The sequence below is a fragment of the Acinetobacter legionensis genome (genome assembly GCF_057165765.1).
On sequence record NZ_CM169896.1, the window covers coordinates 2,426,177 to 2,451,091 of the forward strand.

The following is a 24,915-nucleotide window of genomic DNA, read 5'->3' on the forward strand; positions in this document are numbered from 1 at the left end:
ACTAAATGAAGTCGTCTACAATGGAAAAAAATGAGCATATTTTAGGGACACGACGTTTTTTACCGATGTTCCTTACCCAGTTTTTTGGCGCCCTGAATGATAATGTTTATAAACAATCATTATTACTCGTCATCACCTATGGTTGGATTCATCATCAGTCTGCCAATATCAGCACACTCAACAATCTCGCTGCATTACTGTTTATTCTACCCTATTTCATCTTCTCTGCGACCGCAGGTCAAATTGCAGATAAATACGAACGCTCATTTTTAGTCCGAAGTATTAAAATTTTAGAAATCATTATCATGCTGATTGCCTCAGCGGGTTTTTTATTGGGCAATCTTTGGATTTTACTCTTCGCTTTATTTTTAATGGGTACGCATAGTACTTTTTTTGGACCAATCAAATATGCGATTTTGCCTGAAATCTTAAAACCGAATGAACTGATGTCTGGTAATGCCTTGTTTCAGTCAGGCACATCCATTGCGATTCTAATTGGGATGATTTTAGGAGGTGCAGTCATTTCGCTATCACAAGGCAATATGATCTGGATTTGCTTAACCATCGTATCTATTGCAGTGGTGGGTTATTTATCCAGTCGTTTTATCCTTACACAATCTATGTCAAATGAAGACTTTGAAATCGATTGGAATTTCTTTCGAACCAGTTTCCAAACCATTCGTTATGCTAAAAGTTTACCGTTAATTTTTATCGTACTTTTAGGTAATTCTTGGTACTGGTTTTATGGTGCAACATACCTCACACAAATTCCTCAGTTAACACAGCAAAATCTGCATGCCAATGAAAATGTCGTCAGTTTATTGCTTACATTTTTTTCTGTCGGAATTGGTGTAGGTTCATTGTTGTGTCGTAAAATTGGTGGTGCAGAAGTAAATATCAAAATGGTACCGCTTGGTGCAATTGGCTTAACGGTATTTGCGCTTTATTTGGCAGGTAGTTTGGCCTTTGTTCCAGAACGAACTGGTGATCTGATTGCGATTTCTGATATGTTTAACTCAGGGGCAATTTATTATCATGTGATGTTTGCAGTCACTTTATTGGGTATAAGTGGAGGTTTTTATATCGTTCCACTTTATGCGATGATGCAAGCCTATGCCCCTAAATCACACCGTGCACGTGTGGTTGCGGCAAATAATATCTTTAATGCAATATTTATGGTTTCATCTGCAATTTTTTCTATTCTCATCTTAAGTATTTTGAAAATAGACATTAAAATATTATTCTGTATCACAGCTGTGCTGAGTGCTATTTTTAGTACTTGGTTATTAATTCGTTTAAAACCATTAATAGCGACAACTCAGGTTTCTTTGGAGGACTAATTATGCGTCAATTTACTGGCATCGATAAATTGATCAATTCTTTTGACCAAGCTTTAAGAAGTTTAGTACCTGGTGCAACTTCAGCACAAAGAAGCAATCCATCCAATGCAGTCGAAACCAAACTAGCTGTCAGCGAAGCACGTCATGTTGCAGGTTTAATGCGCGTTAACCATAGTGGTGAAGTTTGTGCACAAGCACTTTATCATGGGCAAGCATTAACAGCCAAACTTCCAAATGTACGTCGTGAAATGGAATTTGCAGCGATTGAAGAACAAGATCATTTGGCTTGGTGTGAAGATCGCCTAAAAGAACTCGACAGTCATACCAGTTTGCTTAACCCTGTATGGTATGGTCTTTCTTTTGGTATGGGTGCACTTGCGGGCATTGCAGGTGATAAATATAGTTTAGGATTTGTGGCTGAAACTGAACGCCAAGTCAGTTTACATTTACAACACCATATCAGTCAGCTTCCAGCTCAAGACGAGCGCTCACGTAAAATATTGGTGCAGATGAATGAAGATGAACTGCATCATCGTGATACAGCATTAACTGCTGGTGGTGTCGAGCTGCCTATTCCAGTGAAGATCACCATGACTGCAATTTCCAAACTGATGACCAAGACCAGTTATTTTATCTAACAACATGATTTAACTGATTTAAAAGTCTAGTTTCTGGGCTTTTTTAGCATTTTTATTCGCATCACTTTTACAGCAAAGAAGTCAAAATAATTTTAATGCAAGGATTCCGTGTAACCCACATTTTGATATAAAGATGTGGGTTACACATAAAAAATTAGTCAGCAACACCCAAAAGAAATTTAGCTGTATTGGGTGCTAACTTTACTGTAGCGACTGGCAATAAAGATGGATTTAACGGATATTGAGTTCCATCAAACTTCAACATAACTTGCCCATGCTTTCGGCTATAGACCAGTAATTGCTTCCATCCATTATGTATATATGTTGTAGAGTAAACTGGCGTATTCACCAAGGTTGTCTTATTTAAAAAGTCAAACTGCTGATTAGGTTTGCCTTGAAAGATCAGCATTGTACAACCACCAGACCCACACCAATCTAACCCTTTTAAAAGCACGATGGCTTCATCTTGCCCATCTTGATTGAGATCATCAAAAGCCACATCAAATAAAGTTTGATCTTGTGTAAAGGCATGTACTTTTTGCTTCAGGTTGTTATCCCGCTGCTGCAAGGTTTGCACTTCACTTACAGCTTGTGCTGGTGTAACGGATTGTTTAGGTAAATGGCGACATGCACTGAATAAAAGCACACAACTGAATAATGCCAAGGGCTTAAAATACATTGTTTTTAACCTAGTTATTTTAAAAACTATAAAATGATAACTGGAAATTGATCTGTGGAATGTGTGAATAATGCATCTTCCCAAAGATCAGACATCGGTACTTTAACATCTAACGCCAATGGTAGTTTCTTTGGATTAAATTGCATTGCAGTTAAATGAGATCCCCATGCAATGAGATCAATATCCAAGGAAATTTGATGTGATGGACGTACACGACCTGAGTCTGCTTCCATCTTTTTTAATAGAGACAGCATTTCATCTACAGACAGCTGACTTTGAACCAAACATGCAGCATTCCAATAATCTGCACCAATTCCATCACGGCATGGAATTAAATAGATTGGAGAAAATGACACCATTCCCAAATGGGCAATCTGAGCAAATGCTTTTTGAAAATTTTGTTGTGGATCGCGATTACTCGCTAGAGCTAGGGCGAATATCATTTCGGTGTCGTTCAAGACGAATTCCTACAGAATTTGCTTGCGGGATAATGGCAGGCTTACGGATCGTAATCATAATCGATTCAATAGGCAGAAAGGTAGAGAAAAGCGTATTCAACACCAATTTGGCCGCATGTTCGATCAATTTTGGTGCAGCATCCTGAATCACTTTGGCAGAAATTTCACAAATTTCAGCATAGTTCAACGTATCGACTAATTCATCTGAGTTAGAAGCTTGTTCTAAACTGGTTTGAATATGGAGATCCAACATTAAAGGTTGGATAATTTGCCGTTCCCAATTGAAGCAGCCAATCACAGTCTCAACTTTTAACCCTTCAATGATAATTGCATCCATGACGTTTATAAATTCTCAATTTAAATAAAAAATACCCTTTTAAAAAAAGGGCCAAGCAAGATTATACAATCAGACCTAGCCACTTTTCCACAAGGAGAAAACATCTATATCAATGTTTTAACAGTGACACAGGATCAATATTTTGCACCATCTGTAAACGTTGATCAGCATAAATATCGGTATATGGCGCAAGAACACGCATAAAACGATCAAAATATAGCATTTGCTTAAATAATAACGCGAAGTCTCGTGGGAAACGAATACCATGACGCTCGCCTACACCCACCATATCCATCATGATGTCATTTAAATCTGATGGATTAGACGTCATAATTTTTTGTGGATCTGCAAGTAGTACCCCACTAAATAGACGCTCTAAATCTTCTGCCAAAACCTGAGTATCGACTTGAGTACTGGTCATACCCATACCCAACATATTTTCAGCCATCAACGTGTAATCTGTCTTTTGCAAAGCATCCATAAATGCCATACATGCTTGCCAAACTTCAGGTTTTAACTGTCCTACGATACCAAAATCAATAAAACCAATACGGCCATCTTCAAGTAACATAAGATTACCCGCATGCAAATCGGCATGGAAAGACTGGCATAACATTAAACTACCAAACCAAGTATTCATGGCGGTAATCAGCACTTGAGATGGATCTTTCGCGACTTTTCTGACTACATCAAAATCAGTCAGTGGCACACCATACAAGCGTTGCATGGTGAGTACACGGCGTGTTGAAAATTGATGATAGACCTTTGGAGCTGTTGCTGCCGTGTTTTGAGATACATTGAGATAATTCACAAAATCATCCAAATTTTGTGCTTCTTCAATGAAATCAACTTCACGCACCATACGTGTTTTAATTTCATCAACAATATCTGCCAATGAAGCAAATTTTACTTTTGGAATCGCTTTTTCCAAAACCTTGGTTGCCCAGTGCAATACATTTAAATCGGTATAAAGAATAGTTTCTACACCAGGTTTTTGCACTTTAATTACAACATCTTCACCAGTCACCAATTTGGCAGCATGAACCTGGGCAATAGATGCTGAAGCAAGAGGCTTTTCATCGATAGATGCAAAGATTTCACTTAAATTACGCCCAGCAAATTCTTGTTCCAACACGCCCTGAACATAGCTAAAAGGTAAATAAGGCGTTTGGTCTAAACAGCCTTGAAACTCTTCAACATATTCACGAGGAAATAAAGATGGCGTACTGGCAATAAATTGACCCAATTTAATATAAGTTGAGCCTAATGATTCAAAGGTTTCACGCATCAGTTTGGCATTACTTGGTTTTTCAGTGGCATATTTAATACCTGCTTTGGCCGCGATAACAGCAGTTTCCCCAACTCGGGCAACTGAACGTAGACCATCTAAAAAGATATTATTTTTCATAATGTCAACATTAAATTGAATTTGTATAAGTGTAGCAAATTAATCAGCATTTGCAGTATGGCTTGCCTGACAGTTTGTACAATCTCTATCTTTTTCAAAGGCTAAAATTCGTTGTTTCATTGTTAACCCATCCCATAGCAACAGTTTTTGCTTCAATGGGGTTTTCGCTAAACCTAAAAATAGAAGAGCATGATGTGCCTGTAAACTTGCCATGACATTGGGTGTGGTGGCTAATACACCTGAGTCAGCACAGCGAAGACTTTCATTATGCTGTTGCGCTTTGGGAAATAAGCATTCATAACAAGCTGAGCCACCTTCAACCATAAAAAGCTGACCTTGAAAACCAATCGCAGAAGCGCTAATCAATGGAACATGCAGCTGGGTACAAATGTGGTTCACCAGATAACGGGTGGTAAAGTTATCACAACCATCTAAAACTAAATCCTGCTGAGCAATCAAAGCTTGCGCATTATTTTCATCCAATTTACTGATATAACTTTCTACTTGGATAAAAGGATTAATTGTTTGCAATCTCTTGGCCAATATCTCTGCTTTATAAAATCCTACATCTTGCTCAACATAAGCAATTTGTCTTTGTAAATTACTCATTTCAATTGTATCAGCATCAATCAGACTAATTTTCCCAATACCTGCACGTGCCAACAATTCGGCAGTGGTACACCCTATTCCACCGCAACCAACAATCAGTACATTGGCGAGTTTTAATTTTTCCTGTGCCTCAATATCCCAACCATCAAGTAAAATTTGACGAGAATAGAGATGCATTTCAGATTCGGTAAGTTCTAGATCATGTTCAAGCATTGGTGGATAAACTTTTCAATTTTAAACAGTATAAAGTAAAAACTTTATAGATGAGAAATAACTAAAAATAAGCTTCAATCCTTGTGATTAAGCTTTATCAATTAGCTCAATGTTTTCAACAGCCCATTCGCAAGTGCATTAGGATATGGACCAACCCAGAATACTTTCAGAATTAAACTGATTCATTTTCTATAAATTATATTTTTATGATATTTATTCTCAAAATTCATTCAAATATTGAAAAAATATAAAAATCAATCTACATTAATACAGAAAATTTTTTCAAGCTGGATAAAAATATGGAATTGGATCGTTACGACAAACAAATTTTAGAAATTTTAACTCATGAAGACATCAATCTAAATGAATTGTCAGAACGTATTAACCTATCTGTAAGTTCTGTTCATCGTCGTATCAAACACTTGATCGAAACCGATATCATGACCAATCTAAAGCGTGATATTAATTTTGAAAAGTTAGGCTTTAAATTACATGTCATTTTACAAATTTCCCTAAGTAAACATGACACAGATACCTTTGCTAAATTTTTAGAAGAACTCGAAAACATCCCTGAAGTGATTAACGCCTTTTTAGTGACTGGGCAAACCGCCGATTTCCTTGTCGAAGTGATCGCAAAAGATATGGAGAATTACAGTGAAATTTTACTCAAGCGAATTGGTAAAATTGAGCATGTGGTTGCACTACATTCAAGCTTCGTGATTAAAGAATATAAACATGTGTTTAATTGTACTGGCCTACTCAATCGAATTTAAATTTTGTATTGAACCAGTTTAGCTTTTGCATGGTGCATCCAACCAAATTAAAACCAATAAAGTAAAGCTACTCTCATTGGTCTTAAACATTTATTTTATGATGTTTTAGAAAGGTAGAATTTAGAATCAAAGATATCACATTGTATTTGAATGGATCTTTTTATGAGATTTTATTTAGCTGAAGAATATCAACCCCAATGTAATGCACGGTTTGCGTATTATAAAACTCAAATCAATGCACTTTTAATCAATGCAAAAATTGAGCACATTGGTGCCTCTTCGATTCCCAATGCAATCTCTAAAGGAGATTTAGACATTTATATTGCAGTGGATCAATCTGAATTTAATGATGCAATTCAAAAACTTTATCGATTAAATTTTCAAGAGAAATTAGAAACACTGAGAACAGATCAATTGTGTATGTTGGAATCGCTCAATGGTGATGATGTCGCCTTTCAACTTGTTGTTAATGGTTCTGAATTTGAGTCATTTATTAAATTTAGAGATACACTCAGGCAGTCCTCTAAACTGGTGCAAACTTACAATGATCTAAAAAAGCGTTGTGAAAATTTAGATATGATCGATTACCGGATTGAAAAAAATAAATTTATTTCCTCTGTTTTAAATCAGCAATAAATTTTCTCTCAATAAAAACGCACCCCAAGGTGCGTTTTATCTACTTAAATCAGACTTAACTGTCTAATTCAGCCAATACTTCATCTGTGAATTCAACGTTGGTATATACGTTTTGAACATCATCAAGATCTTCAAACATATCAATCATTTTAACAATGAGTTTTGCTTGATCCACATCAGCGATCAATGCTTTTGTAGATGGACTCATAACCACTTCTGCATTATCTGATTTTAACCCAGCAGCAGTTAATGCATCTTGTACATCACCAAAACTTTCAGGTGTAGTGATTACTAAGATTTCATCTTCGTTCACTTCGATATCTTCAGCTCCAGCTTCCAAAGCCACATCCATGATTTTGTCTTCTAAAGAAACATCTTCAAAAGTAATCTCACCACGTTTGGTAAACAAATATGCCACTGAGCCTGCTGTACCTAAGTTACCATTGGTTTTAGAAAAACAATGACGAACATCAGGCACAGTACGATTAAGGTTATCTGTCATGGTTTCTACAATCACCGCAACACCACCAACACCATAACCTTCATAAGTGACTTCTTTTAAGTCATCGTTGTCTTCACCACCAGCACCACGTTGAATAGCACGGTTGATCGTGTCGCGTGTCATATTCACTGAAAGTGCTTTTTCGACAACAGCACGTAGACGAGGGTTACTTCCCACATCAGGACCGCCAAGTCTTGCTGCTGTGGTTAATTCACGAATATATTTGGTAAAAACTTTACCACGACTTGCATCTTGTTTTGCTTTGCGATGCTTAATATTGGCCCACTTGGAATGACCCGCCATGCGAAATATGCTCCTGTAGATTGGCTTTATGCCATATCAAATTGCGACAATTCTACCATAAGCACTTTTTTATGAGAAAGTGCTTATTTTTTAGATTTAATGCAAATTAAGAATTTTTTGCCTCAGGAATCATAATATCGAGTCCTGTATGTTCTTTATATAGACGTTTAATTTCTGCTAAGTCTTGATCTAGATCTGTTGGGTAAATCTTTCCAAAGATTCCACCTTGTTTTGTTTTTGAGTTTGCATACATCAAAACAATAGGAACACCAGCTGCTTTTGCGATATGCCAAAAACCAGTCCGAATCGGTTTACGAGCTTGCCCACGTTCTGCACGAGTCGCTTCTGGCGCAATCACCAAATTAAATTCGTCATTACTCTGAAATAGATCAACCATTTGTGAAACGACGTCTTTGTTTGACTTACGATCTACAGGAATGCCACCAATTTTTTCTAAAAATGGTTTCAATGGACCTTTAAATAATTCTTTTTTAATTAAAGTATGGATTTTAAGGTCATGAATTTGAAAAATTGCCAATGACAATACTGCATCCATCATGGAGGTATGTTCAAAACCGATGATCACTTGTTTTTTTTCTAATACACTTTGATTAACTTCATAGGACCAACCTGAGAGCTTAAAAGTAAGTTCTCCCAACAACTTTTTCATAACTACCTAACATAATAAAATCAGAATTTGCGAATTGTCCAAGTAAAAGCTTAAAAAGACAATCTCTATTGTGCTTATTTTTTACATTTATATATTTATTTTTGTCATTTTAAACACTTGTTTTGCACACAAAAATAGTCAGTTAAAAATGTAAAATTGTTAAACGCCTTACAGTACATTTAACTCAATTCAAATTCTAAATTAACAATAAAAAATAAATAAATTTAATTTGTATAAAAATTTAATTGATTTTTTCTATCTTGATTAAATCATTTCAACTCCTCTAATCCTAATTACACCCCCAGACGGAAGAGTTTTCAGGTAAAATAATTGCAAAATTTTTATGCTCCTTTTTCGCATAATTGCCTTATTTTTTATTTTGATTTACAGGTGAAAAGCATTTAAATTTATTTAGAAAAGCGATAAAAATAACTCCTTATTAATCATGCTCGATATTCACAAATTTAAATGTATCATCTTATACCGCAATCATCTAAGCAATATTGATGAAGATGGGAATCTTAAACCACGTAAAAATATTTTACTCTAAAAGAATTACAAGTCACCTTAAATAGATATACTTATTTAAATACATCTTAAGCATACCAATAAATGAGTACCTATGAATAATTTACTGCATATCTATGCATTTTGTGTAATCTTACTTTTTCTTAAAATGCTTGCAATCTCTTGTTATCAAGGATTTCACCGTATTAAGAATAAAGCGTTTAAAAATACCGAAGACGCTAATTTTGTCAGTGTAAAAGTTAGGCCAGAAGACTTGCCGCTGGTAGTTAGAGCGAGTCAAGCTTGGGCAAATGATTTAGAAAATATTCCCGTGTTTTGGGTGCTTGGAGCGCTTTGTATTGCATTAAACCTAAACAGTGATTTTATTGTCTGGGTATTTTGTATTTTTACGATTGCAAGATTCACACATACAGTCACCTATCTCAGTGCAATTCAACCATGGCGCAGTATTTCTTATGCTGTTGGAATAATCTGCCTCATTCTTTTGGCAATTAAAATCGTGATGAGATGTATTGGATTTTAAATAAATGCAAATCAATAGGCATTTATTTATCATTTTCTATTTTAGTTTAAGTTGTATTTTAGATCTTGAAAAATAATAAAATTTATATCGACAATTAATTAAAAAGATTTCATGAATAATAATTAAATTTAGATTTTCTAATTTATCCTGTAATTTTTTTAATATAATTAAGAGTAAAGTAAATTTATCAAAAAGTAAAACTATGTCACTATTTTGTAATACTTTATTTATATAAAAAATATACCTACAAATAAATTGTTTTTAAACAACTCTATGATTTTATGTTTTTTATAATACTTTTCAACCATTATTTATTAGCTTTTAAGTCTTAATGCTATTTCTAAATTAGAGTTTTTACTCTACTTATTGATTGTTTTATGTAATTTTAATAGTCTCATTTGTCAAGAAGACAGTGATTGTATTTAAAAAGGATGAATTCAAGTGAAAACAAAAAAGATCTTTCAAAAAGTCATAGTTACAACCTCACTATTTTGTATTGCGGGAATCAGCCAAGCTGAAGATTTTAAACGCTTCTCGGTTTCTTCAGGTTGGTTGCATATGTCATCAATGGGGAAAGCACAACCTTTTAGAATCAATACTTCTGTAGGTGATGGTACTAAAGCTTCCGTAGGTGTAATTTCAGGGAAAACCATTTTAGATAATGTTGATCAATCTCGCATTGATGCGATGGACCCCAACCTAATTAGCTTACTCAATGCACCCAGTAATGAAGAAGGACGCTATTTATTTGATGACCTGCTAGATGTAATCATGGCAGAAGATCCAACCTTAATAGACCAATTAACAGGAATTGCTGAAATCGATGGAATTGCCCACTGGTCTGCAGATGCTGGTTTGGAAGTTGAAGATGTAGACACGCTAGGTATGATGTTTACTTATAATGTCACAGACAATGTTGCCGTTCAATTGATTGCTGGGATTCCCCCAAAAGTTGACTTAAAAGGTAAAGGAACTGTCTATGCACCTTTTTCAGCGACTTCACAACCACTTCAGGGCCTAGTGGGCGATTTATATTTAAAAAACAATCTTTTAATTACAGACTTGGATAGTTATGACACTGCCGCATCTGCTAGAGCTTGGACGCCTGCAATACAAGCACAGTACTATTTTGGTAAATCTGGTGTCAATAAGTTTAGACCATTTGTAGGTGCTGGTTTAATGTATGCCTACTTCAACGATATCGAAATCAATTCAGGAATTGAAAATGATTTGATACGTGCTGGACATATGATTCAAAATATTCATGATGGTAAAGCTGGGGCTTCTTTGGAGGGAAAACCATCGAGCGGCAATATGAAAGTTAAAGTAGATGCTACTGATACCATTGCGCCCATTGTTACAGCTGGTTTTACCTATGACTTTAAACAAAACTGGTTTGCAACTGCCTCTATTTCTTATGCGAAGTTAGACAATACGGCAACCATTACTGTCCTTAATACCAATAACAATGCCAAGCTTATTCAGGCTAAAACTAAAATTGAGATCGATCCACTGATCACTTACCTTGGTGTAGGTTATCGTTTCTAAGCCTATCTGTTAGAACTTGAAGCCATTACAGCAACTTAAAATATGTAATGGCTTCATTTATAATTAATTTCAAAAATTACCATGTATAAAATTTAATTCATTAAGTAATTATTTTGACTGTCTTGTAGCCTTTTCATTTCAGACCAAGACTCACCCAAATATTTCATATAAGGTAAATATTCAAATCACATTTCAATAGGAAAGTATCAAATGACTTCTATCAATGTTGAAAGTATTAAGAATCATGCCGATGTTATTGCGTCTTGTGGAACCAAAGTTGGTGAGGTAGATCACCTTGTTGGTGCAGAGCAAATCAAGCTAACCAAACATGGAGATGGACATCATCATCTTATACCAACATCTTGGGTTGGTGAGATAAAAGGCGAAAAAGTTATCTTAACTAAAGATTCTCAAGAGGTCAAAGACACTTGGCTAGAAGTATAGATTTGGCCGATTACAACTGAGTTATATTCAATTTTATATGTGTTTCATTGTACAGTAGATTGAAACTTATTTGATATAAAACGCTCAATGAATTTCATCGAGCGTTTTATATTTGATTAAACCTTATTTTAAGACTTTCGTGTCCTCATCCAATCTCAATTGGCGCTGTCTTTCATCTTCATTGATAAGGTCAAGCCGGTTCTCCAAGTATTGAATTTCCTATTGATATTTTGCAAAAATGCAAAAAACATAAAGTTTAGAGCTGAACCTAAAACAATTTTATCTACTTGACCTGTGAATTTCTGATAGATCGCCATGCCGAGCGCACAAAAGGTTAAAACCATAAACATAGAGAAGCTAAATTTTAAAAAATTATCGAAGCTTTTTCCTTTAAACATAATCAAGAATACATATCATTATCATTTTTTAGCTTGTTATAGGAGATAGAAACTAATTTTCAAGTGATCCGTATTAATTTTAAACTAATAACAAGCAGCTATATTTCTGACTTAGAATCTTCTTCAATCATTGTATTTAGATCCGCATGCAGGTCTAAGTATTTACTTTTACATCTGTCTAAGTCAATTATACTTAATATTTGCCCTGTTTACATTTTGATATATTTTCCATTTTAGAAATTATGAGTAGCAATTGATAATGACTAACGGCTTAATATTTAAAAAAAATACCCATAAATAATCCTATATAAGTTTTAAAAAACATCTTTATAACTCTATTATTTAATTTTTCAAAGTTAGCAGTTTATCTAACAAATAAAAAAATCCACCGAAGTGGATTTAAGCAGTTAAGAGTGGCGGGATTTTCTCCCACCTCCATCCTGCTTATTTACGGTCGCCCAAGCAATACGTTCCGCATCTTCATCCGAACGACCTTGTTTTTTTTCACTTTCATAAATATGTTGGGCTTGTCTTTTCTGCTTTGCAGTATATGCAGATTTATCTCCTACAGGCATAATCACTTCTCCATATAACGATAAATAATAGATATAAACATAGTTTTTATAGCATGGATTATTTTATTCGCTGTTTAGTGTTGTAAGTACTTGTGAATTTAAGTCGTGCTTATTTATTTTTAATCAATATAGAATATCAATTAACACTATGTTTTTTATTTTTAAAATAACTAGCCCTTATTTTAAAGTATCATTTCATTCAATACTTAAAATTTCATTCAATCCACACTGCTCACTTTTTAACAACATTTATTCACACAGTAGTACTGAGATTAGTCCACCATATAAATTAATCACTTGATAAATCTTAGAGGTTAATATGCAACATGATAACAACCCATCAACCGCTCAAGAAAGGTCAGAAAAAGCACAAGAAAAGCGTAGGATCCCTAAATATATTTTACTCTTGGTGGGTCTATTTTTGCTTGCGATTGCGATCTATATGCTTGCGAGTTGGCAAGGCTAAGTTAGCGTAATTTTTAGCTATTTTTATAAGCTTAGCATTTTAGAAGTGCTTAAATTAAACTAAGAAAAGCAAGGTGTTTCCTTGCTTTTCTAATAGTGAATTAATTGAAATACTATTAAAATAAAAAATCTTTAATTAAGATGCTAATCACAATTTCAATACCACACTTTTTAAAACGTTCTATTTTTGAATGTATAACCCATGATTGATTTTGATTTAAGAAACTTTAAATTGGAGTAATTTATAAAAGCTTCGTTTGCTGTAGCAACTGTAGACTTTTCCTCTCGATATTTATAAGTTTTATAGTTGGTATTCACACCTACAACAAAGTCAATCAACTCATTGACTCGATAAATCGTATAACTAGGCTCCGATTGATCAATAAATGTCTTTGTCAGCTTTACTCTTGGTGTTGACCTATATAGAATCACTAGCTGTCGCAATGCTAAATACTATATCAAGCTATTCTCTACAGTCTAATTGTAAAAAAAACTTGATAAACTCTAAAATCTTAGATAGTATTGCTGACGTTCCAAGTAGTTGATAATTAATCAATTCACTTGATAAAGGGCCTGTAGCTCAGTTGGTTAGAGCAGCGGACTCATAATCCGTTGGTCCCCAGTTCAAGTCTGGGCGGGCCCACCAAATAAGACAACCACTTAGGTGCATTAATCCTAAGTGGTTTTTTAATATATAAACTAACCTTACTACTACATAAAACAATTTGTTAGATTTTATCAATGAGAATGTGATGGTTAAGCTAAGTGGTCAGTTGATCTGTGTTTCTGAACAAGAATTAAATATTATAATTAAGTTTCTTCCAGAACATATCAAATTAACCAGACAAGAAGAAGGTTGCGTTTCTTTTGAGGTCAAACAAACTCCAAATCCCTTAATTTGGGATGTTCATGAAGTTTTTGAGAATCGACAAAGTTTTGAAAAACATCAACGTAGAATATCAGGTTCTGTGTGGGGAATTAAAACCCAAAATATTCAAAGATTATATGAAATAACCCTCGATTAAAGGGCTATCTCAAAAGTTTAAACTTTGCTTAGCCTGCTCTATTCACTTATTCCAACTCTTTTAATATCGCCTCATTAAAGGCAGGAATATCATCTGGACTACGCGATGTAATGAGTACCCATCCACCAGTATTACAACGATGAACTTCTTCATCTATCCAGTTTGCACCTGCATTCTCTAGATCGATACGAATACTTTTATATGAAGTCAAATTTTTCTCTTTAATTCTTTCTGCATTGATTAAAGCCCATGGTCCATGACATATGGCAGCAATCGGTTTCTTATGGTCAGTAAAGGATTGAATGATTTTCTTAGCATTCTCATCAATTCTCAATTGATCGGCATTGACCGTTCCCCCTGGAATAACCAGCAAATCATAATCACTTGGATCTACTTTTTCCAAAATCGCATGCGGACTATATGACACCGATTTTTCATCATCATGAACAACGGTTCGTACATCGTTTAATTCAATTGCAGCGTGTATGCTTTCTATGCCTTTGCTCGTCAAAAAGTCCAAAGGTTTTTTAAGCTCATCATGCTCAACGCCAGAATTGGAAGTGATGAATAGTACTTTTTTAGTCATTTTCTTACTCCAACAATACGGTATATTTCAAGCTAACAAAAAATGCGATTGTACATGTACAAGTTTTAGCTTCTTATTGTTAAATGTTTTAGGATATTGTTTTAAGGCTTGTTATATATCCTTTTTATTTTTTTTAATCTATAAATAATCGAAAACCGCATTAAGCAGTCTATGTATCAAAAGATCAAATATCGCAATAACAAAAACCACAGCAAAAACCAAAAATTATTCATTCAAAAATGGCATAACTATTGCTTTTTCAAGTGACCTTTTATTTATGAATCTCCTCAATGAAGCTTATTAAACGCTCTTTATTTTTACAAGTAATGATTGCATTGGTGATTGGTTGTTTATTTGGTTACTTTTTGCCTGATATTGCGATCAATTTTCAAGTGCTTGGTAATGGCTTTGTCAAACTTGTCAAAATGCTGATTGCACCGCTTATATTCTGCGTCATTGTTTTAGGAATTTATGGTGCAGGAGACTTAAAAAAAGCTGGGAAAGTGGGAATAAAAACGCTGATTTATTTTGAAATCATGACCACTATCGCTTTAATTTTAGGATTAGCCGCAGCCTACATATTTAAACCTGGACATGGAATGCACGTGGATATTTCGACTTTAGATGCGTCCCAAATGACCAAGTACAATGAAAATATCCATGCAGTTACAGGTGTATCTGATTTCTTTTTAAATATGATTCCTCAGACTGCGGTAGGTGCATTCACAGGGAATGATATTCTGCAAGTGGTTGTCTTTTCAATTTTATTTGGCGTTGCATTATCTATGCTGTCTAAAGATGTCAGTGATCCTGTCGCCTCTTTTATTGACAAAATATCTCAAGTTATTTTTAAAATCATGTCCATCATCATCAAACTGGCCCCTATAGGCGTTTTTGGTGCAATTTCTTTTACCGTGGCAAAATTTGGAATAGAAACTTTACTTAATTTGGGCTATTTGGTCTTAATTTATTATGCAACTGTGATTTTCTTTGTGATCGTCATACTTGGTCTGGTATTAAGACTCTTAGGTTTCAATATTTTTAAGCTCATTCGCTATTTTAGAGAGGAAATCACCATTGTATGTGGCACATCATCTTCTGATTCGGTATTACCGCAAGTGATGTATAAACTAAAAAAATTAGGGATAAAAGACTCCACTGTAAGCCTAGTCATTCCGTCGGGTTACTCTTTTAACTTAGATGGCTTTTCAATTTATCTCACCCTTGCTGTTGTATTTATCGCGCAAGCGACAGGGGTTCACCTCACAATTTCAGACCTCATCATGATTCTTTTAATCACCTTATTTACCTCAAAAGGAGCACATGGCATTCCTGCATCAGCGATCGTTGTACTTGCTGCGACTTTATCCAGCTTTCCTGTTATCCCGGCGATTGGCTTGGTATTGATCCTTTCAGTGGATTGGCTGATTGGTATTTTAAGAGCAGTAAGCAACTTGATTGGTAATTGTGTCGCAACTTTAGTGATTGGTGTATGGGAAAATGATGTTGATAAGAAACGTGTACATCAAATGTTAGATGATCCGAACTGGGCAAAAAATGAATTGGGAAATTAAAACGCAATTAACACATAGTGGGGAAAAATTAGAGTTTTATTCTGTAGCAAAACCAATGCACTACATAACCAACGCACTATTAGCAACACAATACGCTTTAGATAAAATCCTTTAACGCTATCTTAAGCACACATATTTCATCATAAGCCATTTCAGCATTGAGTCACTGAAATGGTTTTTTATGAATCATGCATTTCCTTAAATTAAAGTCCTCAATCAAAGACCATTCCAGAAAACATAAGGAAATGAATCATTCGCATTATTTGGGCTGATGGTGAAAACCATAATAAAGGACTCAAGTCTGGAAGAGCTGCACTAAACCTTTTACTCCGAGGATTAGTGATTAAAGTAAATCAATAAAAATTCTGATTGCCATGCGTACAAGGATTAAATTGAAACTCGATATTCAGAATAAAGTCAGAAAACTAGGATCGATATCCCTATTGATGACTTCAATTTAAGATCGTTTTTAGCTTAAACCTATCCTGATTTTAACCATGTACCTTTTGTCTTCTATGCGATAAATTAACCCTAATTCACAATTTTCGAGGTTCTTTTGAACTGGAATAATATAGAGATTCATTTTTCTCAAGTTGTTTTAAAACCATTTACACCTTTAGATGCTGATGAGGTATTTCAGTATATTACTCCCACCTTGACACGATATATGACTTGGGATCCACCGCAAAGCCGTCAAGAGTTTGATGAGATCTGGCATAAATGGCTAGAGAATATTAAAGATGGGAATGAGTTAATTTTCGTTGTCAGACACATTGTTAATCATGAGTTTCTTGGCCTGGCAGGACTGCATCAAATACAAACGGAAACACCTGAATTAGGCATTTGGATTCGAGAAGATCGACATAAGTCAGGATTTGGTAAAGATGCGGTAACAAGCATGGTTCATTGGGCTTCTGTTAACTTGAGTTTTAAAAATTTTATTTATCCTGTAGCTGTCGAAAATTATGCCAGTCGCCATATCGCGGAATCTTTAGGTGGGATTATTTCTGAGTATAAAAAGAAACCTAAATATGATTCTGTAAGTTATGCTATTCCTCCTCATACTCAATAATACCAATGGATAGCTTGAATTGTTTATGATTTATTGATGCAGGATGCCGAGCATCTTTGCAGTTTTATAGTCAACTCTCGCGGTAATGGTGGCATTTTCAAGTAAAAGCCGATACGATAATGAGAATTATTGTTATTTATATGGAATAAATCATGGCGCTGAATGCACATCGCACTTTTATTCAAGTGAAAGAGAAAATATATCTAGGTCCAAACTATATCCGTATTATTTTTGACTGTGCAGATGTAGAGAAATTCAAACACACCTGTATTGGTGATAACAATAAAATTTTTATTCCAAGGCATGATCAAACCACAATAGAAATTCCCGATTTTGATTTTGATCAGCGTAAATGGATCGTCAATAATCCTGAGATGATGCCAGAAATTCGGACTTATACCCATCGCGATATTGATTTAGTCAATAAAACCCTAACCATCGAGTTTGCAATGCATGGTACAGATACGGTGGCTTGTCACTGGGCAGATCGTGCCCAACCAGGGGATCAAATTGGTATAACCATGTCTACTGCCGCTAAAAATTCAATCCCTACAGGACTGAATCATTATCTCATTATTACTGATGGGACTGGGCTTGCAGTCACTCAAGCGATCTTAGAGAAATTAACAGTTGATGCCAAAGTATATGTCATTGCCGAAGTGGCAACTGTAGAAGATCAAATCGAACTGCATACACAAGCTAATTTAGAGCAAATATGGCTGTTCAATCCGCAGCCGCTTCAGCAAAGTTTATTGGCTGACGAGTTGCTACGCCATCCTGAATTTATTAATCTACCAGCAAGCCGTTTTGCACATATTACCGCTGAACTACAAGCTGTTCGCGCATGTCGTAACATCTTAAGAAAGCAAAGTGATTGGGGCAAAGAAGATTGTTATGCTTGTTCTTATTGGCAGATTGGGAAAGCAGATAATGAGCGACAGTCTAAAGTGATAGATGATTAAGCTCAAAGTGAATAAATGATCAATCTCAATATATAATTGGTATTATTTCAGGTAAAACTTCTAAAACCTTATAAACTAGTATTTATAAGGTTTTTAATTCCGAAAAAACTCAATTGAAAAGAACACGAGTCTTTGAAATATAGAATAATTAGAGAATCTGGTCATGTCTCTAAAAACTAAAGAAATTTCAAATTCCTTCATGAATGTAATGGAGAAAGCCAGTAAAACATCGAGACCAAACTCGTATTATCTAGGCCACAATACAGTTCATATTGTTGATTTAAAAACATTTAAATCGTTTTCTCATTCATATAACGCCAATATCGCTTTGGTACATATTGAATATGCAGTTTAATGTTTTTCCGCGCTGAAATATTTACACTGTTAAAATAATCTTTCCAAAGCTGATCATATAGAACCTCTTGATGATCTAATTCAACACTAAACTCCTGACTAGAGCCTTGACGAATATTTTGATCAATGTCTAAGACATTCATATTGACATGGTGAACCTGTTTTAAATCATAGTAGATACCAAAATTTCGTTTTTCATCATAAATAAGCCAGCGCTGGTCTTGATATCTGGATTTAAAATGCTTTTCGATCAAAGGCAAAACATTGAAATCTGGCTTAACCAAGCTTAAAAATAATTCATCTTTACATTTTTTAAAGCGAACAAAAGCTTCCATACGGTGCTTTTCTCTTCCCACTTGTTTGGCCCACTTTGACAGTGCCAAAACATCTGGATGACCATAATCACGGTCAATCGCTTTTTGAGCGAAGAATGCATAAACACTAAAATTAAACAGATGTTGAAAAGCATCTTCCTGTTCAGATAAAAAAGTATAGTAAAAATTACGTAAACCACTTGCTGAAACTTTTAACTTTAGGCCTTGCCAAACTCTATTGGCTTGGTCGTCATTAGATTCAACAAAAATCGTTTCATCAAATAAAGCCGATTGAGTGTTGTTTTCACTTGAGACAAAGACATCAAACTCTTTGAATTGAAATGCACGAAATACACAACACAAAATCCCGGTCATGGTCCCATCAAAAATATATTTAGCCATTTAGAATAATAAATCCAACTGGGGTGAAAGTTGTTGAGTATATTTTGAATGCCCTGTTTGTAATATTTTCTGGCGAATTTGGCTGGGTAATTGATCTTTTAAAAATGGCGGGGTATCTGCACAACGAATAAAATGCATTGCCCTATTATAAGCAATACCCAATTTTTTGATTTGATCAATATGAATTTTACCAAAGCGACGTGCTTGAACAATTTTTTTAGCTGAACGCACCCCAATTCCTGGGACTCTTAAGATCATTCGATAATCAGCTTGATTGATATCGATAGGAAATTGTTCAGGATGACGTAGCGCCCAACTTAGTTTGGGGTCGATATCTAAGTCTAAATTTGGATGCTGTGCATTAACAATTTCAGTCGCTTCAAAGCCATAAAATCGCATTAACCAATCAGATTGATACAATCTATTTTCACGCAGCAATGGCGGTGCTGAACCCACCGAAGGCAATGCTTTTTCTTCATCATTAATCGGAATATAGCCCGAAAAATATACCCGTTTTAGTTTAAATTCTTTGTAGTGACGATCAGCCATTAAGATAATATCCTGATCCGTTTCATTATGTGCGCCCACCACCATTTGAGTTGTTTGCCCTGCTGGGACAAACTTCGGCACAGTTTTTATAATCTTTCTTTCATCTTTAAATTGAATCAAGCGATCGCGAATAATACCCAAATCTTTTTGCACTTCATCATGGGTTTTTTCAGGGGCAAACTTTTTAAGACCTTCAGCAGTAGGCATTTCTAAATTGATACTCATCCGATCTACATAAAGCCCAGCCTCATGGATAATCTCCTGTGAAGCACCTGGAATTGTTTTCAAATGAATATAGCCATTAAAGTTTTCTTCTAATCGTAGCTTTTTAACGACTTGTAGCATGCGCTCCATGGTATAGTCTGCTGACTTAAAAATTCCTGAACTGAGAAACAGCCCTTCGATATAATTTCTTCTATAAAAATTAATGGTTAAATCAACAACTTCTTGTACCGTAAAAGCAGCTCGTTTGACATCGTTAGAACGGCGAGAAACACAATATGAGCAATCAAAAATACACACATTGGAAAATAAGATTTTAAGCAGCGACACACATCGACCATCTTCGGTATAACTATGGCAAATTCCAGCTCCCGTATTGCCTAGCCCACTGTCTTTGTTTTTACGGTTACTGCCACTGGATGAACATGACACATCATACTTCGCAGCATCTGCTAAAATTTGCAGTTTTTCTCTAATACGCTCTGTCATCACTCACACCTAATTTTCCGAATGAACTCTAGTGATTATATAAATTATGAGCGTTCAGCAATGGCTATTTCTTTATTGTTGCGACACCAGCTGTCGTATAAATTTAAAGCGTTAAATAGAAATTATTGGGCTAGAAAAAACCTGAGTTATTTGCCCATTCAATTGAATGGCCAAATAACTTAAGCAGAAACAACTACATTTTTAAGCTTGAGCTGAAAGTGGAACACCAAATAATCGATCAAAAGACCAATTAAAAATAAAGGTATAAATTGGAATGATAACAATTAAAGCCGCATCTAATAAAAATGCATCTAGAAAACTAATATTCATCCACCATGCAATCAATGGAATAAGAAAAACCACTAAGGTTAATTGAAATCCAATCGCATGAGCTACACGGCGTTTTACTGTACGTTGACGTAAAGTTTGGCGTTTTTCCCATGCTTCAAAAATTAAGTTATAAATAAAGTTCCAGCTCACAGCAATCGTGGTAATCAGGAAAGCCAAAGGCCCCGTATGGGTTAATTGTGTACCCGAAAGTAGTGCCAGCCCTAAAGAAGAAATACCTAATCCAATGATTTCATAGGTACTTACATAAATTACTCTACGTTTAAGACCTTGCATAAACTTACCCAAACAAATTTTCAAAAAAGCTATTTTAATTTCAGTTATAATAATAGATAAAGACAATAGCTTTCAGTTTGACTGATACCAATTATGAATTTCACCAGCGAAAATATAGAATTATTTGTAAAAGTACTGGATACAGGCTCTTTTTCTGCTGCGGCTCGTGCCTTAAATCGAGTACCATCAGCCGTCAGTATGGGCATCGCAAATATCGAAGCAGAATTAGGCTTACAGCTGTTTGAAAGAACACCCCGCAAAGTGATTCCAACAGCTTCAGCACTTGCCTTAGCCCCACAAGCAAGAATCATCTCAGAACAATTAAAACAATTGAGTAAGCATGCTTATGAACTGTCCTTAGGTTTGGAGAGTACTTTAAAAATAGGTGTTGTATCGGATGTAAACAATCAGAAACTTTTACAATCTATTGATAAACTTGCATTAAAATATCCGCTGCTCAATATCGAAATTATTACTGCACCACAAGATGATATTTTGCATTTACTGTATTCAGAACAAATCACAATTTGTTTAGCGGGTTCAGGGCAACATATCAAAATGCAAGAACATTTGCAGTTGGTCAGCATGGAGGTTGTTGTTGCAACGATATCTGCAAATCATGCCTTGATGAATCAAGCAGTTCATCCTATTTATATCGAGGATTTGGTTAATGTTCGGCAAATTGTTGTCGCGAGTAGTGCGCTTGATATTGCAGATTTGAGATCGGTAATTGCTGCATCTTACTGGCGAACCAATGATCTACAAACGGCGATTGATATGGTTGAGATCGGCTTAGGATGGGGAAATTTTCCATATTCATTGGTTAAGTCACATATTGATGCTGGGCGTTTAATCCAAATTGATTTTAAAAATACCTACAATCAACTTTCTGTTCCGATTTATCTGATTTGGTTAAAAGATAAAGCACTACCTAAAGCATCGCGCGAATTAATCGAGTTAATTAGACAAAGTCTAAATGAACATAACGACTCTTTGAGTAACAGCAATACTCTCTGACTCAGCGCTCGATAGTGATTTTATTTTATCCAGTTTTCATTGTGAATTTATTAGAATTGAATGAAATTCTATAAAAAATTTGACTTGCGAAGCTCAGCACTTACAATACGCCTTTTAGATTTCTAGTATTACCTAAAACATGTCAAACGATCAAATTGAAGCACAAATTGTAGAATTAGACAATTTGCAAGAACACCGTGAAATTGTGACATTTATGCGTAGATCGTCACCGCTCAATACTTCACAACGTACTGCGCTTGAACAACATCGTGATTTAATTTTGGAATACCCTGTCGGCGATTTACGTCAACACTTTGAACATCCTGAACGCCCACTTACGGTAGAAATTGGTTTTGGTATGGGCCGCTCTTTGGTCCTGATGGCAAAAGCCAATCCTGAACGTAATTTTGTTGGAATCGAAGTGCATGTACCTGGTATTGCGCAATGTGTTTATGAAGCAGGAATGGCGGAAGTTAAAAACCTACGTGTTTTAGATGCAGATGCAATTCAAGTTTTACGAGAAATGCCTGACAATAGTATCAATACGGTTCAACTTTATTTCCCTGATCCTTGGCAGAAAAAACGACATTTTAAACGCCGTTTTGTTTCTCATGATCGTATGCCATTGGTTGAAGAAAAACTTGAAATCGGTGGTACATTCCATGCTGCAACAGACTGGGAACCGTACGCTGAATGGATGCTTGATGTTTTAGACAATCGCCCTCGTTTAGAAAACTTAGCAGGCAAAGGCAATAGCTATCCTCGTCCGGACTGGCGTCCACAAACCAAGTTTGAACGTCGTGGTATTGAGGCAGGCCATAAGATTAATGACTTTATTTTTAAGAAAATAAATTAATGATCTAAGAAAACTAGACTGAGTCTACAATTAAATATTATAGGGTTAAATATTAATTATTTAACCCTATTTTTACATCTAAATTTAGGTAATTATTCGAGTTAATTCTTGTTCTAAAAATAATTAATTCAAACAATCAAAACATAAATATAAGACCTCATACGAGCCATAGTATCTACTCAGCGCAAAATTCAGCCGGATAAGAATCAAGAGAACAAATCAGGGCTAAAGGTCAATTAAATAATGGTCATTTTTTGATATTCAAACAAATATTGATAATTGTCAGATCAAAGTCTGAACGACTACAAATTGAAACCGGTTCTAAAACAACATTCTCTACTTGCATGTAATTTTACATCAAGCTCTTTGACTAATACTTTCAGCATTCACTCAGCGTGACTATTATTTTATATGTTGTAATTTAATGACGATAGTTGGTTCATTTTAAAAGATTATTCAGTAAGGATTCTTTTTATACATATAAAGCTACCTTTGGCGCCCTGCTCTTTAACTCCATTAAAAATCGTATTTTGGTTGATTTTAAAAACAAACAAAAATAAACTACCTACCGTTAGGTAGTTTTAATTATACAAACTTGGGTGAAATTTATGCAAGGTCACTTACAGACTCACAAAATGAGTACTTCATTTATCATATTACTCTCACTATTAACTGCTTTAGATGCCTTAGCAATTGATATTTATGTGCCCGCATTTCCAGTGATAGCGACCTCATTACAGGTATCTACCAGTCAAATCCAACAAACATTATCAATTTTTTTAGTAGGTTTAGCTGTTGGCCAAGGCTTATATGGACCATTTCTTGATCGTTTTGGTCGAAGAATTCCATTATTAATTGGTTTAATTATTTTTATTTTGGGTTCTCTGCTCGCAGCAGTCGCAACTTCACTTGAACTATTATTGTTCGCACGCTTTCTTCAAGCCATTGGTGCTGCATCTGGTCTGGTCACACCTAGAGCAATTATTAGCGATATTTGTAATGAGCAAGATGCAGCTCGCCATTTTTCTGTGTTAATGCAAGTCATGATGGTCATTCCAATCATTGCCCCTTTGGTTGGAAGTCAACTTTTGAACTACGGCACATGGCATATTATTTTTTATACATTAGCCTTACTATCTTTTATGTTATTGGTGTGGAGTAGTATATCTGTTCCAGAAACATTAGCTCTTTCGAATAGACAACCCTTAAATCTAAAAAATATTTTCAAAAATTACTATCTTCTATGTAGAAATAAAAGCTATTTCAGTTTTACCCTTGCTGGAGGCTTTCTACTCGGTGGGTTCTTCTTCTACATTAGCAATTCACCCTATATTTTTATTCAACATTACTCAGTCAGCCCTGAACATTATAGTTATCTCTTTGCACTCAATGCACTGTGTTTCATCATCTTTGGTCAGCTTTCAATTTGGTTATTGAATAGAGGATGGTCTGCTTACCAAGTTTTAAAGCTAGGCTCTATTATTTTAATGTTTTTTACACTTATGCTTAGCCTAGTAACGTTACTGTATACACCAAGTTTATGGGCTTACACCCTATTACTGACTGTGGTTATTAGTTCTACAGGGCTTTTATTTGGTAATCTTACAGCACTGACCATGCAACAGGTACAACATCACTTAGCAGGAATCGCTTCAGCTTTAATTGGCTTACTTCAATATAGTTTCGGAGCAGTTATTGGTTTTATTGCCAGTCTTGCAACAGAAAATATCCTCGTCCTTCCTGTAACTTTACTTATATGTGCTTTTTGTATGATTATATTAAATACAATTGCTCATAAAAATGCTTAAAAATAGATAGTGCT

Annotated in this window: 27 protein-coding genes and 1 tRNA gene; 16 read left to right on the forward strand and 12 right to left on the reverse strand. The window is 35.0% G+C overall.

The features are described from left to right. Positions 1–20 precede the first annotated feature (20 nt). Together AC2G3J_RS11175 and coq7 are read left to right on the forward strand one after the other, a co-directional pair. Positions 21–1,340 carry an MFS transporter gene (locus tag AC2G3J_RS11175; protein WP_483769988.1) on the forward strand — a complete coding sequence of 440 codons (1,320 nt, stop codon included), beginning with the start codon at positions 21–23 and terminating at the stop codon, positions 1,338–1,340. A 2-nt stretch (positions 1,341–1,342) separates the two neighbouring features. Next, positions 1,343–1,978: a 2-polyprenyl-3-methyl-6-methoxy-1,4-benzoquinone monooxygenase gene (gene coq7, locus AC2G3J_RS11180; protein WP_419820507.1), complete on the forward strand. Its 636-nt coding sequence runs from the start codon at positions 1,343–1,345 to the stop codon at positions 1,976–1,978. Positions 1,979–2,132: 154 nt separating this feature from the next. Here the strand turns inward: coq7 and AC2G3J_RS11185 are convergent, their stop codons facing one another. The 5 genes from AC2G3J_RS11185 to AC2G3J_RS11205 form a co-directional block, all read right to left on the reverse strand. Beyond that, a complete protein-coding gene (locus AC2G3J_RS11185; RefSeq protein WP_483769989.1) occupies positions 2,133–2,657 on the reverse strand; it encodes a COG3650 family protein in 525 nt (174 codons plus the stop codon). 26 nt (positions 2,658–2,683) lie between these two features. Next, positions 2,684–3,115 (reverse strand): 2-amino-4-hydroxy-6-hydroxymethyldihydropteridine diphosphokinase, encoded by a 432-nt coding sequence (locus tag AC2G3J_RS11190; protein WP_270382165.1) that lies wholly within the window; start codon positions 3,113–3,115, stop codon positions 2,684–2,686. Further along, positions 3,072–3,452: a dihydroneopterin aldolase gene (folB, locus tag AC2G3J_RS11195; RefSeq protein ID WP_483769990.1), complete on the reverse strand. Its 381-nt coding sequence runs from the start codon at positions 3,450–3,452 to the stop codon at positions 3,072–3,074. The genes AC2G3J_RS11190 and folB overlap by 44 nt, the downstream gene beginning before the upstream one ends. 109 nt (positions 3,453–3,561) lie before the next feature. Beyond that, positions 3,562–4,860 carry an ABC1 kinase family protein gene (locus AC2G3J_RS11200; protein ID WP_336953054.1) on the reverse strand — a complete coding sequence of 433 codons (1,299 nt, stop codon included), beginning with the start codon at positions 4,858–4,860 and terminating at the stop codon, positions 3,562–3,564. Between the two features lie 39 nt (positions 4,861–4,899). Next, positions 4,900–5,682 (reverse strand): HesA/MoeB/ThiF family protein, encoded by a 783-nt coding sequence (locus AC2G3J_RS11205; RefSeq protein WP_483769991.1) that lies wholly within the window; start codon positions 5,680–5,682, stop codon positions 4,900–4,902. 299 nt (positions 5,683–5,981) lie between these two features. On the opposite strand from AC2G3J_RS11205, the gene AC2G3J_RS11210 reads away from it, so the two are divergent. Beyond that, positions 5,982–6,455, forward strand: a complete 474-nt coding sequence (locus AC2G3J_RS11210; protein WP_336953058.1) for an Lrp/AsnC family transcriptional regulator — start codon at positions 5,982–5,984, stop codon at positions 6,453–6,455. A gap of 162 nt (positions 6,456–6,617) precedes the next feature. Then, positions 6,618–7,091, forward strand: a complete 474-nt coding sequence (locus tag AC2G3J_RS11215) for a GrpB family protein (RefSeq protein WP_336953060.1) — start codon at positions 6,618–6,620, stop codon at positions 7,089–7,091. Between the two features lie 55 nt (positions 7,092–7,146). On the opposite strand, the gene AC2G3J_RS11220 is transcribed toward AC2G3J_RS11215, so the two are convergent. After that, positions 7,147–7,896, reverse strand: coding sequence for a YebC/PmpR family DNA-binding transcriptional regulator (locus tag AC2G3J_RS11220; RefSeq protein WP_004821088.1), 750 nt, complete (start codon positions 7,894–7,896; stop codon positions 7,147–7,149). A 106-nt stretch (positions 7,897–8,002) separates the two neighbouring features. Beyond that, entirely contained in the window at positions 8,003–8,566 is a 564-nt protein-coding gene (locus AC2G3J_RS11225) for a 1-acyl-sn-glycerol-3-phosphate acyltransferase (RefSeq protein ID WP_336953062.1), read from the reverse strand. Between the two features lie 622 nt (positions 8,567–9,188). Here AC2G3J_RS11225 and AC2G3J_RS11230 point away from each other — a divergent pair. The 3 genes from AC2G3J_RS11230 (at position 9,189) to AC2G3J_RS11240 (ending at position 11,609) form a co-directional block, all read left to right on the forward strand. Then, positions 9,189–9,617, forward strand: a complete 429-nt coding sequence (locus tag AC2G3J_RS11230; RefSeq protein ID WP_419359284.1) for an MAPEG family protein — start codon at positions 9,189–9,191, stop codon at positions 9,615–9,617. Positions 9,618–10,058: 441 nt separating this feature from the next. After that, a complete protein-coding gene (locus AC2G3J_RS11235; protein ID WP_419327406.1) occupies positions 10,059–11,165 on the forward strand; it encodes an OmpW/AlkL family protein in 1,107 nt (368 codons plus the stop codon). Positions 11,166–11,375: 210 nt separating this feature from the next. Beyond that, entirely contained in the window at positions 11,376–11,609 is a 234-nt protein-coding gene (locus AC2G3J_RS11240) for a DUF2171 domain-containing protein (protein ID WP_336953068.1), read from the forward strand. An 805-nt stretch (positions 11,610–12,414) separates the two neighbouring features. On the opposite strand, the gene AC2G3J_RS11245 is transcribed toward AC2G3J_RS11240, so the two are convergent. Continuing rightward, on the reverse strand, positions 12,415–12,582 hold the full coding sequence (locus tag AC2G3J_RS11245) for a hypothetical protein (RefSeq protein WP_336953070.1): 168 nt from the start codon (positions 12,580–12,582) through the stop codon (positions 12,415–12,417). A 319-nt stretch (positions 12,583–12,901) separates the two neighbouring features. On the opposite strand from AC2G3J_RS11245, the gene AC2G3J_RS11250 reads away from it, so the two are divergent. The 3 genes from AC2G3J_RS11250 (at position 12,902) to AC2G3J_RS11260 (ending at position 14,072) form a co-directional block, all read left to right on the forward strand. Further along, positions 12,902–13,048, forward strand: a complete 147-nt coding sequence (locus AC2G3J_RS11250; protein ID WP_336953072.1) for a hypothetical protein — start codon at positions 12,902–12,904, stop codon at positions 13,046–13,048. Positions 13,049–13,616: 568 nt separating this feature from the next. Further along, positions 13,617–13,693 (forward strand) — tRNA-Ile (locus AC2G3J_RS11255). Between the two features lie 106 nt (positions 13,694–13,799). Further along, complete coding sequence (locus AC2G3J_RS11260) at positions 13,800–14,072, forward strand: putative quinol monooxygenase (RefSeq protein ID WP_419327403.1); 273 nt, start codon at positions 13,800–13,802, stop codon at positions 14,070–14,072. 46 nt (positions 14,073–14,118) lie between these two features. Here the strand turns inward: AC2G3J_RS11260 and AC2G3J_RS11265 are convergent, their stop codons facing one another. Beyond that, positions 14,119–14,658 carry a type 1 glutamine amidotransferase domain-containing protein gene (locus AC2G3J_RS11265; protein ID WP_336953074.1) on the reverse strand — a complete coding sequence of 180 codons (540 nt, stop codon included), beginning with the start codon at positions 14,656–14,658 and terminating at the stop codon, positions 14,119–14,121. Between the two features lie 290 nt (positions 14,659–14,948). Here AC2G3J_RS11265 and dctA point away from each other — a divergent pair, with 290 nt between their 5' ends. The 3 genes from dctA (at position 14,949) to AC2G3J_RS11280 (ending at position 18,266) form a co-directional block, all read left to right on the forward strand. After that, entirely contained in the window at positions 14,949–16,232 is a 1,284-nt protein-coding gene (dctA, locus tag AC2G3J_RS11270) for a C4-dicarboxylate transporter DctA (RefSeq protein ID WP_336953076.1), read from the forward strand. A gap of 556 nt (positions 16,233–16,788) precedes the next feature. Further along, complete coding sequence (locus AC2G3J_RS11275) at positions 16,789–17,304, forward strand: GNAT family N-acetyltransferase (protein WP_336953078.1); 516 nt, start codon at positions 16,789–16,791, stop codon at positions 17,302–17,304. Positions 17,305–17,456: 152 nt separating this feature from the next. Then, positions 17,457–18,266, forward strand: coding sequence for a siderophore-interacting protein (locus AC2G3J_RS11280; protein WP_483769992.1), 810 nt, complete (start codon positions 17,457–17,459; stop codon positions 18,264–18,266). 290 nt (positions 18,267–18,556) lie between these two features. Here AC2G3J_RS11280 and AC2G3J_RS11285 read toward each other — a convergent pair whose 3' ends face one another. The 3 genes from AC2G3J_RS11285 to AC2G3J_RS11295 form a co-directional block, all read right to left on the reverse strand. Continuing rightward, positions 18,557–19,336: a TIGR03915 family putative DNA repair protein gene (locus AC2G3J_RS11285; protein WP_336953080.1), complete on the reverse strand. Its 780-nt coding sequence runs from the start codon at positions 19,334–19,336 to the stop codon at positions 18,557–18,559. Beyond that, positions 19,337–20,596, reverse strand: a complete 1,260-nt coding sequence (locus AC2G3J_RS11290) for a putative DNA modification/repair radical SAM protein (RefSeq protein WP_336953081.1) — start codon at positions 20,594–20,596, stop codon at positions 19,337–19,339. A gap of 201 nt (positions 20,597–20,797) precedes the next feature. Then, on the reverse strand, positions 20,798–21,220 hold the full coding sequence (locus AC2G3J_RS11295; protein ID WP_234623905.1) for a PACE efflux transporter: 423 nt from the start codon (positions 21,218–21,220) through the stop codon (positions 20,798–20,800). A gap of 93 nt (positions 21,221–21,313) precedes the next feature. On the opposite strand from AC2G3J_RS11295, the gene AC2G3J_RS11300 reads away from it, so the two are divergent. The 3 genes from AC2G3J_RS11300 to AC2G3J_RS11310 all read left to right on the forward strand — a co-directional run bounded on the left by AC2G3J_RS11300 (position 21,314) and on the right by AC2G3J_RS11310 (position 24,901). After that, the gene (locus AC2G3J_RS11300) at positions 21,314–22,237 is read left to right on the forward strand and encodes a LysR family transcriptional regulator (protein WP_333665014.1); all 924 of its coding nucleotides are present in this window, start codon (positions 21,314–21,316) and stop codon (positions 22,235–22,237) included. 139 nt (positions 22,238–22,376) lie between these two features. After that, the gene (trmB, locus tag AC2G3J_RS11305) at positions 22,377–23,093 is read left to right on the forward strand and encodes a tRNA (guanosine(46)-N7)-methyltransferase TrmB (RefSeq protein WP_105712828.1); all 717 of its coding nucleotides are present in this window, start codon (positions 22,377–22,379) and stop codon (positions 23,091–23,093) included. A 608-nt stretch (positions 23,094–23,701) separates the two neighbouring features. Then, positions 23,702–24,901 (forward strand): multidrug effflux MFS transporter, encoded by a 1,200-nt coding sequence (locus tag AC2G3J_RS11310; protein WP_224965358.1) that lies wholly within the window; start codon positions 23,702–23,704, stop codon positions 24,899–24,901. The last annotated feature ends 14 nt before the right edge of the window (positions 24,902–24,915 follow it).